The sequence below is a fragment of the Gillisella vitis genome (genome assembly GCF_021559775.1).
GTDB lineage: Bacteria > Pseudomonadota > Alphaproteobacteria > Rhizobiales > Rhizobiaceae > Allorhizobium > Allorhizobium ampelinum.
The window spans coordinates 1,048,162-1,063,353 of record NZ_CP056047.1; the positions used below are offsets into that span (position 1 = coordinate 1,048,162).

Genomic DNA, 15,192 nt, shown 5'->3' on the forward strand with positions numbered 1-15,192 from the left:
CTGTCGGAGCATTGCTGTTTTTTCCCGATTGCCGACCGCTCCGGCTTCTTTCTGTTTGTGCAATTCCTTTGGCGAAACCTCTCGTGTTTTGCCGGAATTGGTCTGAAAAGAGCATGTCATGACCCTTGTCGATACGCGCACCCCCGACCCGAAACGCCTGATTCCCGGCGCCACCGGCGATTGGGAAATCGTTATCGGCATGGAAGTTCATGCCCAGGTGTTGAGCCAGTCCAAGCTGTTTTCCGGGGCCTCGACGACATTTGGTAACGCACCGAACGACAATGTGTCGCTGGTTGATGCGGCGATGCCCGGCATGTTGCCTGTTATCAACGAGGAATGCGTTCGCCAGGCGGTGCGCACCGGTCTCGGCCTGAAGGCGAAAATCAACAAGCGTTCAATTTTTGACCGCAAGAACTATTTCTATCCCGACCTGCCGCAGGGCTACCAGATCTCGCAGTTCAAGGACCCGATTGTCGGGGAAGGCAAGATCATCATTTCGCTCGGACCCGATCGTCAGGGGAATTTCGAGGATATCGAAATCGGCATCGAGCGGCTGCATCTGGAACAGGATGCCGGCAAGTCGATGCATGACCAGCATCCGACCATGTCCTATGTCGATCTGAACCGTTCCGGCGTGGCGCTGATGGAAATCGTTTCCAAGCCGGACATGCGCTCATCTGACGAAGCCAAGGCCTATATGACCAAGCTGCGCTCGATCGTGCGCTATCTCGGCACCTGCGACGGTAATATGGACGAAGGCTCGATGCGCGCCGACGTCAATGTCTCCGTGCGTAAGCCGGGCGGCGAATTCGGCACGCGCTGCGAAATCAAGAACGTCAACTCCATCCGCTTCATCGGCCAGGCCATTGAATATGAAGCTCGTCGCCAGATCGCTATTCTGGAGGATGGCGGCTCGATTGATCAGGAAACCCGGCTGTTTGATCCGGGCAAGGGCGAGACCCGTTCGATGCGCTCCAAGGAGGATGCGCATGATTATCGCTATTTCCCTGATCCCGATTTGTTGCCGCTGGAATTCGACGATGCCTTCGTGCAGGCCTTGAAGAAGGATCTGCCGGAATTGCCCGACGACAAGAAGGCGCGTTTTGTCGCCTCCCTGGGCCTTTCCGTCTATGATGCTTCGGTGCTGGTGTCTGAAAAGGCGATTGCCGATTATTACGAAGCCGTGGCTGCGGGCCGGGACGGCAAGATTGCCGCCAACTGGGTTATCAACGACCTGCTGGGTGCCTTGAACAAAGCCGGCAAAGGCATTGAAGAGACTCCGGTTTCACCTGCCCAGCTCGGCGGTATCATCGACCTGATCAAGGCCGAGACCATTTCCGGCAAGATCGCCAAGGACCTGTTTGAAATCGTCTTCAACGAAGGCGGTGATCCCGCCGATATCGTCGAGAGCCGGGGCATGAAACAGGTGACCGACACAGGCGCGATTGAAAAGGCTGTGGATGAAATCATCGCCGCCAATCCCGATCAGGTTGCCAAGGTGCTGGCCAAACCGACGCTGGCTGGCTGGTTTGTCGGTCAGGTGATGAAGGCGACCGGTGGCAAGGCCAATCCGCAGGCGGTGCAGGCGCTGGTCAAGGCCAAGCTCGGCCTGGAGGAGTAAAGTCCGATGTTCTTCATCCGCACCGCCAATGACCGAGATCTGGAAAAGGTGCGGGTGCTGCTGTCGGAAACCTGGCATGCCACCTATGACAGCATCTATGGCGTGGCCAAGGTGCAGAAGATCATCGATACCTGGCATTCGACTGCCGCGCTGAAGGCGCGGCTGGCGAAAAAGGGCGGCGAATTTCTGGTGGCTGACGATGGCAAGCGCCTCGGCGGCATGGGTTTTGCCGCCATGGCTGATAATATGGCCAAGACCGCCATTCTGCATCAGCTGTACGTCCATCCCAGCTTTCACCGCCAGGGCATTGGCACTGACATTCTGGCCGAACTGGAAACCTGCTTCCCGGACGCCGAGATCCTGCGGCTGGACGTGGAGCCGAAGAATACAGGTGCAGTGGCTTTTTACACCACTCACGGCTTTGTGGAGGTCGATCGCACCCAGAACTGCGGGGTGGCGGGTAGCGGCATTGAAGGCCTGGTCATGGAAAAGCCGCTGGTCAATGTTTTATCCGGGCCATTCTAGGGCATTTATAGCTGTCAGCCCGAAACCTTCAGGATCATCATGCTCCCCTTGATTATTCGTCCGGCGCAAGAAAATGATATTGTCGCCATTGTTGCGCTATTTGCCGCTGACGATCTTGGTGGCCACGGCGATACCACAGACCCCGATGCCCTGCCGGACTATCTTGCTGCCTTTCGGCGCATCGCCGCGTCGAGCAACGAAGTTCTGTATGTTGCGGAGCGTGATGGCGCGGTGGTTGGCACTTTCCAGACCATGATCACTACGACATTGACCGGGCGCGGTTCGTCTTCGATGATCGTCGAGGCCGTGCAGACACGGGCCGATTGCCGGGGGCAGGGGATTGGTGCGCAAATGATCGAATTCTGCCTGGAACGGGCTAGGGCTGAAGGTCTACGCCTGGTGCAGTTGTCTTCGAACGCAGTGAGGCTCGACGCGCATCGATTTTACGAGCGGTTGGGCTTTAGCAAGAGCCATTTTGGCTTCAAGTTCAAGTTGAAATGAACAGGGCTTTGGCCCGAATCTCTGGACAAGCGCTCGTCAAGGCGTCATAAGCAGATCATCATTGAAAGCCGCCGGACCGTGGCGGAGCCGAGGAAAAGACATGAAGCAGCTTTTGTTGCAGATTTTCACCTGGTGGAGTGGCCAGACCGTCGGAACCCGTTTCTTCACCTGGCGTGAAGGTAAGCGCGTTGGCGAAGACGAAGCTGGCAATGTCTACTATGAAGGCGGCATGAGCAGCTTCGGCTTGCAACGTCGCTGGGTGATTTACAACGGCTACGCTGACGCCTCCGCCATTCCGCCTGGCTGGCATGGCTGGATGCATCACCGCACCGACGTGCCGCCCACCAAGGACAATTACGTGCCACGGGAATGGGAAAAGCCGCATGAGGCGAACCTGACCGGCACCGCCAAAGCCTATCGTCCGCAGGGCTCGATTGCTGCAACCGGTGCTCGTCCCCGCGTCACCGGTGACTACGACGCCTGGACGCCCGGCAACTAACAGATATTTTGTGAGCGCATGACGGTGTTAACGCGTTATGCGCTCTTCCGGTTTTGGCCACAAATTTCCGGTACATGGGTTTGTCAGCGTTTTCCTGCTGATATTTGTTTTTGCGCATAGGGTGGACGTGTCTGCAATTCGGACCGCCGGTCCGACTGCTGGCGCATTTGAAAATTGGCCCATCTGAGCGACGACGGCCGGAAACGACAGGAATACGATCTGTGAAACAGACGAAAAGGGTGTTGAGAGCGGTTCTGGCAGCAACCAGCCTCACCGTAGCGTTCTCGATAACGGCCACTGTTCCAGCCGATGCCGCCCGCATTTCCAACGCCGTCGCGGTCTTTTCGGGTTTGGACAAGATAACCGGGCGGATTACCGAATTCGACGTCTATCTCAATGAGACAGTCCAGTTCGGCGCCTTGCAGGTGACGCCCAAGGCCTGTTACTCCCGCGATGAAACCGAGGCGCAGCATGTCGACGCCTTCGTGCAGGTCGACGAAATCACCCTGGACCGTCGCATTCGCCAGATCTTTTCAGGCTGGATGTTTGCCGATAGCCCGGCGCTGAACGCCATCGAGCACCCGATCTACGATGTCTGGCTGAAGGATTGCAAGCAGACCTCCGACGTGCCGAAACCGGCGAAATAAGCCCAGAGCTGAATGTTGGAAAGCTGTTTGTTACGGACTTATTTCTTCCGGCAATAAAAACGGCACATTGGCCATAGTTACGGCCTCTTCCAGCATCTTGCTGTACTCGTCTTTCGCCACATCTATCGCCCCGAATGTTTTCAGATGCTCGGTGGTAAACTGGGTGTCGAGAAGCACGAAACCCTGCGCCCGTAGCCTTTCGACCAGATGCACAAGACAGATTTTCGATGCGTTGGAACGGCGGGAAAACATGCTTTCGCCGAAGAAGGCCGCCCCCAGGGACACGCCGTAAAGGCCGCCGACCAGCTCATCACCTTCAAAGGCTTCGACGCTATGGGCGTGGCCCATCTGAAACAGGGCTGTGTATAGATCGCGGATTGTCTGGTTGATCCAGGTGCTGGGCCGGTCCGGTGCGGGCTCGGCGCATTTGTCCAGAACCGCTGCAAAAGCCGTATCGAAGCGGATATCAAACGGCTTTTGTCGGATAATCTTGGCCAGGCTTTTGGAATAGTGAAAGCTGTCGAGGGGAATGATGCCCCGCAGGTCAGGCTCGACCCAGAACAGTTCCGGGTCGTCGCTGGATTCGGCCATGGGAAATAGGCCGATGGAATAGGCGCGCAACAGGATATCGGGCGTTATACTTTTATCCTTGCTGCTGCGCCGCCCCATTCTTTGTCCTTATTTCGTGGACGTCTTGGCCAGATAGTGCTCCAGCCAATGGATGTCGTAATCGCCCTTGGCAATATCCGGATTGTTGATCAGATCCTGGAACAATGGCAGGGTCGTCTTGATCCCGTCAATGACGAATTCATCGAGAACCCGCCGCAGGCGCATCATGCATTCTTCGCGGGTGCGACCATGCACGATCAGCTTGCCGATCAGGCTGTCATAGTAAGGCGGGATCTTGTAGCCGGCATAGGCGCCGGAATCCACCCGCACCCCAAGCCCGCCTGGAGCGTGGAAATGGGTGATGGTGCCCGGAGACGGCGTGAAGGTGCGCGGGTCTTCGGCATTGATGCGGCATTCGATGGCATGGCCACGGAATTCCACTTCTTCCTGCGTCACCGACAGGCCTGCGCCCGATGCAACGCGGATCTGTTCATAGACCAGATCGATGCCGGTAATGGCTTCCGTGACCGGATGCTCCACCTGCAAACGGGTGTTCATTTCAATGAAATAGAACTCACCGTTTTCATAGAGGAACTCGATCGTACCAGCGCCGCGATATTTCAGCTTTTTCATGGCGTCGGCGCAGATCTGGCCGATCTTCATCCGCTGTTCCTGGGTGAGGGCAGGCGAATTCGCCTCTTCCCAGACTTTCTGGTGACGGCGCTGAAGCGAGCAATCGCGTTCGCCCAGATGAATGGCATTGCCTTCACCATCGCCGAATACCTGGATTTCGATATGCCGGGGCGTACCGAGATATTTTTCCATATAGACGGCGTCGTTACCAAAAGCAGCAGCGGCTTCCGAACGGGCTGTGGAAACGGCTTCTTCCAGCTCTGCTTCGGTGTTCGCGACTTTCATCCCGCGTCCGCCGCCGCCTGCCGTTGCCTTGATCAGCACCGGAAAGCCGATTTCACGGGCGATCTCCAGCGCTGTTTCCGGCTTCACTTCGCCGGCAGAACCTGGAACCACGGGAATGCCGAGGGATTTTGCGGTTTCCTTGGCGGTAATCTTGTCGCCCATCAGCCGGATATGATCGGCGGTCGGTCCGATGAAGGTAATGCCATGGGCGTCGAGAATATCGGCGAACTTGGAATTTTCCGAGAGGAAGCCGTAGCCGGGATGGACGGCGTCCGCCCCGGTGATTTCACAGGCGGCAACAATCTGGTGAATGTTCAGATAGCTGTCACGCGAGGGTGGTGGGCCGATGCAGACGCTTTCGTCGGCAAGGCGTACATGCATGGCGTCGGCATCCGCTGTGGAATGCACGGCAACGGAGGCAATGCCAAGCTCCTTGCAGGCGCGCAGCACGCGAAGGGCGATTTCGCCGCGATTGGCGATGAGTATTTTTGAGATGACTGGCATCGGCTTACTCGATGATGACCATGGCTTCGCCATATTCGACCGGGCTTGCATCGTCGATGAGGATTTCGACGACCTTGCCGGAACGAGGCGAAGGGATCTGGTTCATTGTCTTCATGGCTTCGATGATCAGCAGCGTCTGGCCTTCCTTGACCGTCGAGCCGACTTCGATGAAGGGCTTTGAACCGGGGGCGGGGGACATATAGACCGTGCCGACCATGGGAGCCGTTACGGCTTTGGACAGATCGCGGGCAGCAGGAGCCGCTACCGCGACCGGAGCAGGTGCTGCGGCAGGTGCCGGGGCACCATAAGGCGCGCCATACTGCATCTGCGGCATTGCCATCATCTGCGGAGCCACCATTTGCGGCGCGGCGCGGGAAACGCGAATTCTCAGCGCATCCTGTTCCACTTCGATCTCGCTCAGATCGGTCTCGTTCAAGATATTCGCCAGCTCGCGGATAAGCGCCTGATCGATGCCGGTTTTCTTCTCTGCCATGGAGGTTGTCCCTGAATTTCTTGTTCTATCGTGTGAGGTTATCAAGCGCTTGCAGCGCCAGGAGGTAGGAATGCGGTCCGAAGCCGCAAATAACTCCCTTGGCGGCGGGCGCTATCATTGAGGTATGGCGGAATTCTTCCCGCGCGTGGACATTCGAAATATGCACTTCGACGACCGGAACAGCAATCGCTCGCATGGCGTCATGCAGCGCGATTGATGTATGCGTATAGGCACCGGCATTGAGCGCGACACCGGCAGCTTTATCGCCCGCTTCATGCAGCCAATCGACCAGATCGCCCTCATGATTGCTCTGGCGGCAGTCGACGGCAATGCCGAGCTGTTCACCGAACCGAACGCACTCCGTTTCGATGTCGGACAGTGTCTTGCCGCCGTAAATCCCGGGCTCCCGCTTGCCAAGCGCATTCAGATTGGGGCCGTTCAGCACGAAAATTGTTCTGCTCATTGCTGTTCCGTCGCGTTTTCGACCGCCTCCTATAAACCGGCATCCGTTGAAGGAAAAGCCCTTTGCGCTTTTCTCCCTATGGCTTCACTGTAAAATCAGCTGGATATCGCGACTATCTGGTGGATTCAGCAGGTTGATTTGCCGCAGGTGCGAACATTCGTCAGCTTCTCCTGGAGAGCATCTGCGCCGATGGCACCGGAAACCAGTTCATTGCCGATCACATAGGCGGGTGTGCCGTTGATGCCTAGGTCCTGGGCCAGTTGATAGACCTTTTTGACGGACGTGTCATTGGGGCTGTCAGTCATTTCCTTACGAAGGGCTGCTTCCGAAACCCCCAGCATCACACCCGCATCGATGGCGCTTTCCTGCGTGGCGCGACCTTCACTGCCAAGCAGGGCATGGTGGAAGTCGCTGTATTTTTCCGGTGCCAGCTTGCGGAATGCGTCTGCAACGCGGTGTGCGGCCACCGAATCTGGCCCAAGAATCGGGAATTCCTTCAAGACGAACCGCACATTCTTATCGGTCTTCAGGATGGTATCCATGTCGGCCAGCGCATGGCGGCAATAGCCGCAATTATAGTCGAAGAACTCAACGATGGTAACGTCACCCTTCGGATTGCCAAGGACGATATCATCCTTCGAATTGAAGATCTCAGCCTTGTTGCGTTCAATGCCGCTGGAGGCCTGGCTGGCGCGGGCCTCTTCCTGCTTCTTTTGCAAGGCGTCCTGCACGTCGAGCATGATTTCCGGATGGGCGATCAGATATTCCTTGATGAAGTCGCCGATTTCTTGCTTCTGCTTGTCATCCAGCGCGTAAGCCGGAGCGCCAAGGCCGGTCGAGGCAATGAGCGTTGCCAAAACGGCAGTGCGAAAAAATCGTATCTTCATGTCAATCCTCGTCTCTGGCCATTGTCTTCGGCCATCATTTTTGGCCTGCGTTTTCGGCGGCATGCATGTCCGCCAAGCCGGTCTTGGGGCTTTGTGCCAGCCGCAGCGCTGGCGGTCTAGTCTGTCCGGTTATTTTCGTGGTCAATCCACCTCGAAATGGACGTGTGACCGTAGCTCATTCCCTGACCGGGAAAAGCGGGAAAACGCATTCCGGCATGGCTCTTCCCATTGTGATAGGGTGCGCAATGCGGCAAATGTCAGGCGCATTTCTGTTTCAGCCTCCTAGAGAATAGAAAGAGATCCATCTTGGTTATGCTTTCCACCCGCAGTGCCGTCGAACCGTTCCACGCCATGGATATTCTGGCCGAGGCCAACCGGTTGAAGGCCACTGGCCATAAGGTGATTTCTCTGGCAGTCGGCCAGCCTGGCGCGCCAGCGCCCGAGCGGGCGATCCGGGCGGCGGAAGTGGCCTTGCGGGCGGGCCAGATCGGCTATACCGACGCTCTCGGCCGTGCCGACCTGCGTCAGGGGCTTGCCGATTATTACCGTCGTCGCCACGGCACGGAGGTCGCGGCGGAGCGGATCATGGTGACGACTGGCTCGTCGGCGGGTTTCAACCTGGCATTTCTGACGCTGTTTGAGGCCGGGGACGCGGTGGCCATCGCCCGGCCCGGCTATCCCGCCTATCGCAACATCCTGAAGGCGCTGGGACTGGTGGTCATTGAAGTGCCTGTTGGCCCTGAGACTGATTTTACCCTGACACCCGATAGCCTGGAGCGCGCGGCGAGGGCGGCGGGCGTGCGGCTGAAAGGCGTACTTCTGGCCAGCCCCGCCAATCCCACCGGCACGGTCACAGGCCGGGCTGCGTTGCAGCGTCTGGCGCTATGGTGCGACGACAACGGCGTCAGCTTCATCTCCGACGAGATCTATCACGGCCTGACCTATGGCGTGGAGGAAGCGAGCGCGGTAGAATTTGCGCCTGACGCCGTCGTCATCAATTCCTTCTCCAAATATTATCGGATGACCGGTTGGCGGATCGGCTGGATGGTCCTGCCCCCGGCATTGGTGCGTGGCGTGGAATGCGTGGCCCAGAGCCTCTATATTTCGGCGCCTGAATTATCGCAGATTGCCGCCATGGCTGCGCTTGAGGCAGGCGATGAATTGGAAGAGTACCGGGCCGGTTGCCGCGCCAATCGCGATTTTCTCCAGGCTCGGCTGCCTGCGCTGGGCATGCCGCTGCTGTCTCCCATGGATGGCGCCTTCTATGCCTATGTTGATGTCAGCCGCTTCACCAATGACAGCATGGAATTTGCCCGAAGACTGCTGGCGCAAACCCATGTGGCGGCAACGCCTGGTCTGGATTTCGACCCGTTGGAAGGTCACCGGGCCTTGCGGATTTCCTATGCGGGAACGCTGGCAGACCTGACCGATGCCACCGACCGCATCGCCAACTGGCTTGCGTGAGTTTTCCGAGATTTCAATGGCTTGAGATCGATTTCAGACTCAATGTCGCAAGCTCTTGAATCAATCTGTGAAAGGATTGATTCTGTTTGTCAGGATCACTCCAGAGGACGCAGGGGATGCCAAATGCAGGATGAGCCAATGTTGTCGCGCGTGCCTGTTCTTGAAACCGAAAGGCTGCGATTGCGCGGCCATCGCCTGGAGGATTTCGAGGCATCGGCCCGGATGTGGGCGGACGAGAGAGTGGTGCGCTATATCAGCGGGAAGCCGTCGAGCCGCTCCGACAGCTGGTCACGACTGCTGCGCTATATCGGCCATTGGCAGGCACTATCTTTCGGCTATTGGGTTGTTGAAGACCAGACCAGCGGGGATTTTCTCGGAGAAGTCGGGTTTGCCAATTACAAGCGCGATATCACCCCGCCCTTGGATGAGGTGCCGGAAATTGGCTGGGTGCTGATTGCCGATGCCCATGGCCGGGGCCTTGCCACCGAAGCCGTCACCGCCACGCTTGGCTGGGGCGACCGGCATTTTGCCCAAGGAGAAACAGTCTGCCTTTTCGACCCACAGCACCATGCGTCGATCCGGGTTGCGGAGAAAAGCGGCTATATTCGTAAGGGTGAGGTGACCTATATGGGCAGACCGACGCTGGTCATGAACCGCATGAGGCCATCATCGGTGGCGGCGCCAGATTTCGGTTGATCACACCGTTTCACAGACCGTAAGGCTCATGAACGCTTGCCATTAAACGAAAACGGCCACGCTAGGGGCGTGGCCGTTTTTGAATGTTTGAAACGCAAGTCCCTCCTAGAGGAAGCCGCGCTTCTGCCACCATCCGCCCTTCTTGGGCTTCGGAGCGTCGTCGCCATTGGTCACCGAGGTGACGACCGGTTCGGATGTGCTGACATTGGACGACCGATTGGCGCGCACCGGCTTTTCAGCACTGGCATCGCTTACGGTCTCTGGCTCACTTGTGACTTCAGATGCAGGCTCTGGCGCAGAGACGTCCTGAGCAGGTGCTGTTGCTGCCGGCTCTTCCGAGACGGGGGAGGTCGCCACAGGCTCGGCAGCAGCAGCCGGTGCTTCGACAACCACAGCATCAGGCAGAGCAGCATCAGGTTCCATTACCGTTTCCACGCTATCGGCGGCTTCAGTTTTGGCTGACGCTTTCGGCTTGCGAGCCCGGCGCGGCTTGGCAGCCACGGGCTCATCGGCTTTTACAGCTTCTATCGCCGGAGCATCGACCTCAACGCTGTCGGCAACGGCTTCGGACGGTGCAGCAGCGACGGCTGCAGCCTGATCGGTATCGGCTTGCGCCGACTCCTCCGCAGAATCGTCTTCTTCGGCGCTATCATTGCCTTCGGCATCGGCGCTGACGCCATTTTCATCACGACCACGACGTCCACCACGCTTGCCACGACGGCGGCGCTTGCGGCGCTGGCTTTCGCTGTTGCCGTCTTCAGAAGCGTCAGAGGCCTCGACACTATCATCGCGGTCTTCTGCCGTATCTTCGGCGTCGTCATCGCCTTCGCTGTCATCGTCGCCTTCGTCACCGCCGGCAGCATTCTGCTGTCCATCGGCATGGCCATTGCCATTCTTGCCACGGCGGCGGCGGCGGCGCTTGCGCTTGCGGTTGCCGTCTTCGGCGGCGTTTGCTGCAGCATTGCCACTGGATGCGGGCTGTGCCTGAACAGGAGCCTCGACGACGTCCTCGTCATCCTCTTCCTCGATCTCAATGATCGGATCGTCCTCTTCCGGCTCACTGATCAGCGGCAGCAAGGTCTCGATGCGGACCGGATTGGCAACCGGCTCGCCCTTGTCGATGGCGAAATGCTGGTGACCGACGCTGGCATCCGAGTCGATGATGATCGACACGCCGAAGCGGTTTTCATAATCGACAATCGAGCCGCGCTTGTGGTTGAGCAGGTAAAGCGCCGTTTCCGGCAAGGTACGCACGGTAATGTCGTGCGTGGTGCTTTTCAGCAGATATTCTTCGACGCCGCGCAGCACATGCAAGGCAACAGAGGACTGCGAGCGGATCAGGCCTGTGCCGGAGCAATGCTGGCAGACCTGGGTGGTCGATTCCAACACGCTGGCGCGAATGCGCTGACGCGACATTTCCAGCAGACCGAAATGCGAAATACGTCCGACCTGAATACGGGCGCGGTCGTTTTTCAGGCAATCCTTCAGCTTCTTCTCGACAGAGCGGTTGTTGCGCTTCTCTTCCATGTCGATGAAGTCGATGACGATCAGACCGGCAAGGTCGCGCAGGCGCAACTGGCGGGCCACTTCTTCCGCGGCTTCCAGATTGGTTTGCAGGGCGGTGTCTTCGATGGAATATTCGCGGGTCGAACGACCCGAGTTCACGTCGATGGACACCAGCGCTTCGGTCTGGTTGATGATAATATAACCACCGGACTTCAGCGTCACCTGCGGCTGCAACATCCGGTCCAATTGGGCCTCAATGCCGGAGCGCGAGAAGATCGGGTGAATGTCGCGGTAGGGCTGAACCACCTTGGCATGGCTCGGCATCAGCATTTTCATGAAGTCTTTCGCTTCACGATAGCCTTCTTCGCCAGACACCACGATCTCGCTGATATCCTTGTTGTACAGGTCGCGGATCGAGCGCTTGATCAGTGAGCCTTCCTCATAGACGAGGCAAGGTGCGGTGGAATTCAGTGTCAGGGTGCGAACGTTTTCCCAAAGACGCATCAGATATTCGAAATCGCGCTTGACCTCGACCTTGGTGCGATTGGCACCTGCGGTGCGCAGGATAACGCCCATGCCCAGCGGCACTTCCAGATCGCGGGCCACTTCCTTCAACCGCTTGCGGTCGGCAGGGTTGGTAATCTTGCGCGAAATGCCGCCGCCGCGTGCCGTATTCGGCATCAGAACAGAATAGCGGCCTGCCAGAGACAGGTAGGTGGTCAGCGCAGCACCCTTGTTGCCACGTTCTTCCTTGGCGACCTGCACCAGCAGGATCTGGCGGCGCTTGATAACTTCCTGGATGCGATATTGCTTGCGCGGCGTGCGGCGCACCCGGTCGGGAACCTCTTCCATGGCGTCTTCGGCGCCAACGGATTCGATTTCTTCCTTCTCGCCGTCATCATCATCATCGTCGTCATCATCGTCATGACGATGGCGGCTATCGGTTTCTTCAGAGATGGAGTCCGTGTCGACCATGGCCGCCATGCTGCCATTGCTCGATCCGTCATCCGGGGTTTCGTCGCTTTCGACAGCGACCGGTTCTGCGGAGGCTTCAACCTCGCCTGCCTTCTTGCGGGGCTTGCGCGGACGGCGTGCCTTGGGCTTTGCTGCGGCCTCGGGGGCTGCCTCGTCTGCTTGCTGCTCAGCCGGTACTGCGTCGGCCTGCACTGCGTCAGTCTGTGACGCCTCGGCTTGCGGCGCATCTGCGGGCTGCTCGGCTGTGGTTTGCGCGTGATCGTCATCCGCCTGATTGACGGCGAGACCAGCGACTTCTTCAGCTTCATTGGCGAATTCGGCCGGATCGGCAATCACCGGCTGGTCGCGTTCGCCGGGATCTCTGCTGCGCACCGGCTCGAAATCGCCGTCGTCGTGACGGCCATGCTCTTCGGCTTCAGCCTTCAGCAAGGCCTGACGGTCGGCAAGAGGGATCTGATAATAATCGGGATGGATTTCTGCAAAAGCCAGGAAGCCGTGACGATTGCCGCCGTAATCGACGAAGGCGGCCTGCAAGGAAGGCTCGACCCGTGTGACTTTGGCCAGATAGATGTTGCCGCGGATCTGTTTCTTATGCTGGGATTCAAAATCGAATTCTTCGATCCTGTTACCGCGAACGACAACGACGCGCGTCTCTTCTTCGTGAGACGCATCGATTAGCATTTTGTCTGCCATGTAAGCTCTGCTCCTCGGCGCGACCGGTGGCGAGCAATGCCGCAGGCCTGGTGCCAAGCGGGGCTGATCTCGTGAGCGATGCGCCGGATATCGGTGCTCTCGTCTGCGGTATCTTTCCTGGCAGCAGTCCGTCAGCGTTCAGGGCATCAAAGGCCCCAAGGCGGACAACATCGGACAAAGGCTGCTGCAACGACATCAAATACCAAAACAAAAGCGACAATGACAAAGGCCTCTTAATAAGGCCCAATGAATGCTCAAAAGAGCGTTTGGCGGTCTCCCGCCCTGTTATTTTGCCGGAGATTCCAGCTGGACGATTCAGTTTCGGGACAAAAATGCCTTGGCGGCGGATGAAAAATCAGACAAATGGCGCCAGGTCCGTTTTGGTTGGCAGCCGTCGGATGACTCTATCCCGTCGACAATTTTAACCCTTATTTCTGTTGTATGTCGTCTGTGTCACATTGGCAAGCGGCAAAGCCTGCCCTGCCATAATATTGATAAGACCAATAGATTAGAATTGTTGCACTTGCGTGCAGCGATGAGCAATGATGGATAGTCGGTATGCGCGCTCCGGTTTGTGGTTAGGATTGCATCGTGTGCCGCCGGTGGTTGTAATTCCAGTTGCCAATCGGTCCTGTCGTTCGGGCAGGTTTGAAGGATGGGTGTGAATGATCGGGACTTTCAAAGCGTGAGCGAAATGGTATCGCGGCATGGACGGATGGTGCGTTCAACGATGGTAAGCATGAGGCAAGGCAAGCGGCCTGGCGTGGCGATCCTGTGGCTATTGGCCTGTATTATCGCGGGCTTGGCGCCTGCAAAAGCCTTTTCGGCGGATCGTCTTGCTGCTTTTACGGCCCGTATCGCCGGTGACGATGCCCGCACCCGTATCGTCATGGATTTCGACCAGAAGCCGGAAACGACCGTGCGCTATATCGGCAATCCGGATCGTATCGTCGTCGATCTGCCAGCCACCGTCTTTGCCTTTCCAGCCGAGGCACTGGTGGCCCGCGGCCTGTTTCGGGAGATCCGTTTCGGCTCCATCGACGCTACTCATTCGCGTATCGTGCTGACCACGGCGCGGCCTGCCAAACTCGTCCTCACCGACATTCGTAAAAATGACGAGGGGCAGGGATTTCGACTGATTCTCGATGCGGAGATGACCGATAATGACACATTTTCCAAACTGGTCGCCTCCCAGGCCTGGGAGGCCGATGCCTACAGCAATGGCAAGAGCCCGCGCATAGAACAGGCGGCGCCCGCGACGGATGGCGAGTTTCTGATTGCCGTCGATGCCGGCCATGGCGGTATCGATACCGGGGCCACAGGCAAGACCACCAATACGCCGGAAAAAACCGTGACGCTGGGCTTTGCCCGGGCGCTGGCTGTCGAGCTTAACAGGCAAAAGGGCGTCAAGGCCTTCCTGACCCGCGATGGCGATACGTTCCTGTCCCTGTCGCAGCGCGTGACGCTGGCCCGGCAGAAAGGCGCAAACCTGTTTATTTCGCTGCATGCCGATATGCTGGGCCATGCCAATATTCGCGGCGCGACCGTTTATACCATTTCCGACAAGGCATCCGACCATCTCGCCGAAGCGGCGGCAGCGCGTGAAAACCAATCGGACGAGGTTGGCGGTGTCGATGCGAGCGCCGAACCGCAGGAAGTCTCCGATATCCTGGCGGACCTTACCCGGCGGGAGACTCAGGCCTTTTCCATCGCCATGGCCAAATCGGTGGTGACGTCGTTCGACGGGCAGATCAACCTGATCAACAATCCGCATCGCTTTGCCGGATTCCGAGTGTTGCAGGCCCAGGATGTGCCGTCCGTGCTGCTCGAACTTGGGTTTCTGTCCAACAAGGAGGACGAGAAGCTCTTGCTCGATCCGGCCTGGCGCGGCAAAGTGGTGAAACTGATCGCCGAGGCGGTGAAGAAATATCGTCAGCCGCTTGTTGCCAAAGGTGGTTGACGCTCGGGACGCCAAACCGCGATACATTTTGGCTGGAAATGCTCTAAAGGCAAAGCCTCGGTGTTTACTGTGAATGCCTCTGCGTGTGCCGATCTATCGAAGAATAATGCGGAAACATGAAAGTTGATCGCGATGGCTGTGTGTAACAGGGGCGAGGCCCTATTTTACGCACATTGTCACAACAACACCAGGAAACACCCGGGCGGTGGTGTTCAATACGCCTCCCGACTT

General features: G+C 57.9%; 14 protein-coding genes. 8 read left to right on the forward strand and 6 right to left on the reverse strand.

From position 1 onward, the window contains the following. Positions 1–118: 118 nt before the first annotated feature. The 5 genes from gatB (at position 119) to AVCG78_RS04845 (ending at position 3,793) form a co-directional block, all read left to right on the forward strand. Entirely contained in the window at positions 119–1,621 is a 1,503-nt protein-coding gene (gatB, locus tag AVCG78_RS04825; protein ID WP_015915700.1) for an Asp-tRNA(Asn)/Glu-tRNA(Gln) amidotransferase subunit GatB, read from the forward strand. 6 nt (positions 1,622–1,627) lie between these two features. Next, positions 1,628–2,146 (forward strand): GNAT family N-acetyltransferase, encoded by a 519-nt coding sequence (locus AVCG78_RS04830; protein ID WP_071204404.1) that lies wholly within the window; start codon positions 1,628–1,630, stop codon positions 2,144–2,146. Positions 2,147–2,185: 39 nt separating this feature from the next. Continuing rightward, positions 2,186–2,647, forward strand: coding sequence for a GNAT family N-acetyltransferase (locus AVCG78_RS04835; RefSeq protein ID WP_071204406.1), 462 nt, complete (start codon positions 2,186–2,188; stop codon positions 2,645–2,647). Positions 2,648–2,747: 100 nt separating this feature from the next. Continuing rightward, positions 2,748–3,146: an NADH:ubiquinone oxidoreductase subunit NDUFA12 gene (locus tag AVCG78_RS04840; protein WP_015915703.1), complete on the forward strand. Its 399-nt coding sequence runs from the start codon at positions 2,748–2,750 to the stop codon at positions 3,144–3,146. Between the two features lie 254 nt (positions 3,147–3,400). After that, a complete protein-coding gene (locus AVCG78_RS04845) occupies positions 3,401–3,793 on the forward strand; it encodes a DUF2155 domain-containing protein (protein ID WP_234617909.1) in 393 nt (130 codons plus the stop codon). A gap of 30 nt (positions 3,794–3,823) precedes the next feature. On the opposite strand, the gene aat is transcribed toward AVCG78_RS04845, so the two are convergent. The 5 genes from aat to AVCG78_RS04870 all read right to left on the reverse strand — a co-directional run bounded on the left by aat (position 3,824) and on the right by AVCG78_RS04870 (position 7,661). Continuing rightward, positions 3,824–4,462 carry a leucyl/phenylalanyl-tRNA--protein transferase gene (aat, locus tag AVCG78_RS04850; protein ID WP_071204408.1) on the reverse strand — a complete coding sequence of 213 codons (639 nt, stop codon included), beginning with the start codon at positions 4,460–4,462 and terminating at the stop codon, positions 3,824–3,826. A 9-nt stretch (positions 4,463–4,471) separates the two neighbouring features. Then, a complete protein-coding gene (accC, locus tag AVCG78_RS04855) occupies positions 4,472–5,824 on the reverse strand; it encodes an acetyl-CoA carboxylase biotin carboxylase subunit (protein ID WP_015915706.1) in 1,353 nt (450 codons plus the stop codon). 4 nt (positions 5,825–5,828) lie between these two features. Then, positions 5,829–6,317 carry an acetyl-CoA carboxylase biotin carboxyl carrier protein gene (accB, locus tag AVCG78_RS04860; RefSeq protein WP_015915707.1) on the reverse strand — a complete coding sequence of 163 codons (489 nt, stop codon included), beginning with the start codon at positions 6,315–6,317 and terminating at the stop codon, positions 5,829–5,831. Between the two features lie 25 nt (positions 6,318–6,342). Continuing rightward, the gene (gene aroQ, locus AVCG78_RS04865) at positions 6,343–6,780 is read right to left on the reverse strand and encodes a type II 3-dehydroquinate dehydratase (protein WP_156582642.1); all 438 of its coding nucleotides are present in this window, start codon (positions 6,778–6,780) and stop codon (positions 6,343–6,345) included. Between the two features lie 125 nt (positions 6,781–6,905). Beyond that, the gene (locus AVCG78_RS04870; protein ID WP_409065493.1) at positions 6,906–7,661 is read right to left on the reverse strand and encodes a DsbA family protein; all 756 of its coding nucleotides are present in this window, start codon (positions 7,659–7,661) and stop codon (positions 6,906–6,908) included. Between the two features lie 312 nt (positions 7,662–7,973). Between AVCG78_RS04870 and AVCG78_RS04875 the strand changes: the two genes are divergently transcribed. Both AVCG78_RS04875 and AVCG78_RS04880 read left to right on the forward strand, forming a co-directional pair. After that, a complete protein-coding gene (locus tag AVCG78_RS04875) occupies positions 7,974–9,131 on the forward strand; it encodes a pyridoxal phosphate-dependent aminotransferase (RefSeq protein WP_139191395.1) in 1,158 nt (385 codons plus the stop codon). Between the two features lie 123 nt (positions 9,132–9,254). After that, positions 9,255–9,827, forward strand: a complete 573-nt coding sequence (locus tag AVCG78_RS04880; protein WP_081355506.1) for a GNAT family N-acetyltransferase — start codon at positions 9,255–9,257, stop codon at positions 9,825–9,827. Positions 9,828–9,932: 105 nt separating this feature from the next. On the opposite strand, the gene AVCG78_RS04885 is transcribed toward AVCG78_RS04880, so the two are convergent. After that, a complete protein-coding gene (locus AVCG78_RS04885) occupies positions 9,933–13,001 on the reverse strand; it encodes an Rne/Rng family ribonuclease (RefSeq protein WP_071585275.1) in 3,069 nt (1,022 codons plus the stop codon). A 739-nt stretch (positions 13,002–13,740) separates the two neighbouring features. Between AVCG78_RS04885 and AVCG78_RS04890 the strand changes: the two genes are divergently transcribed. Beyond that, positions 13,741–14,961 carry an N-acetylmuramoyl-L-alanine amidase gene (locus AVCG78_RS04890; protein WP_071204508.1) on the forward strand — a complete coding sequence of 407 codons (1,221 nt, stop codon included), beginning with the start codon at positions 13,741–13,743 and terminating at the stop codon, positions 14,959–14,961. The last annotated feature ends 231 nt before the right edge of the window (positions 14,962–15,192 follow it).

Bases quoted from the DNA above. Each gene is read 5' to 3' on its own strand.
- accC (WP_015915706.1), bottom strand. From the start codon at position 5,824: ATGCCAGTCATCTCAAAAATACTCATCGCCAATCGCGGCGAAATCGCC.
- AVCG78_RS04890 (WP_071204508.1), top strand. From the start codon at position 13,741: ATGAGGCAAGGCAAGCGGCCTGGCGTGGCGATCCTGTGGCTATTGGCC.
- AVCG78_RS04885 (WP_071585275.1), bottom strand. From the start codon at position 13,001: ATGGCAGACAAAATGCTAATCGATGCGTCTCACGAAGAAGAGACGCGC.
- accB (WP_015915707.1), bottom strand. From the start codon at position 6,317: ATGGCAGAGAAGAAAACCGGCATCGATCAGGCGCTTATCCGCGAGCTG.
- AVCG78_RS04835 (WP_071204406.1), top strand. From the start codon at position 2,186: ATGCTCCCCTTGATTATTCGTCCGGCGCAAGAAAATGATATTGTCGCC.
- AVCG78_RS04840 (WP_015915703.1), top strand. From the start codon at position 2,748: ATGAAGCAGCTTTTGTTGCAGATTTTCACCTGGTGGAGTGGCCAGACC.
- AVCG78_RS04880 (WP_081355506.1), top strand. From the start codon at position 9,255: ATGCAGGATGAGCCAATGTTGTCGCGCGTGCCTGTTCTTGAAACCGAA.
- AVCG78_RS04830 (WP_071204404.1), top strand. From the start codon at position 1,628: ATGTTCTTCATCCGCACCGCCAATGACCGAGATCTGGAAAAGGTGCGG.
- aat (WP_071204408.1), bottom strand. From the start codon at position 4,462: ATGGGGCGGCGCAGCAGCAAGGATAAAAGTATAACGCCCGATATCCTG.
- aroQ (WP_156582642.1), bottom strand. From the start codon at position 6,780: ATGAGCAGAACAATTTTCGTGCTGAACGGCCCCAATCTGAATGCGCTT.
- gatB (WP_015915700.1), top strand. From the start codon at position 119: ATGACCCTTGTCGATACGCGCACCCCCGACCCGAAACGCCTGATTCCC.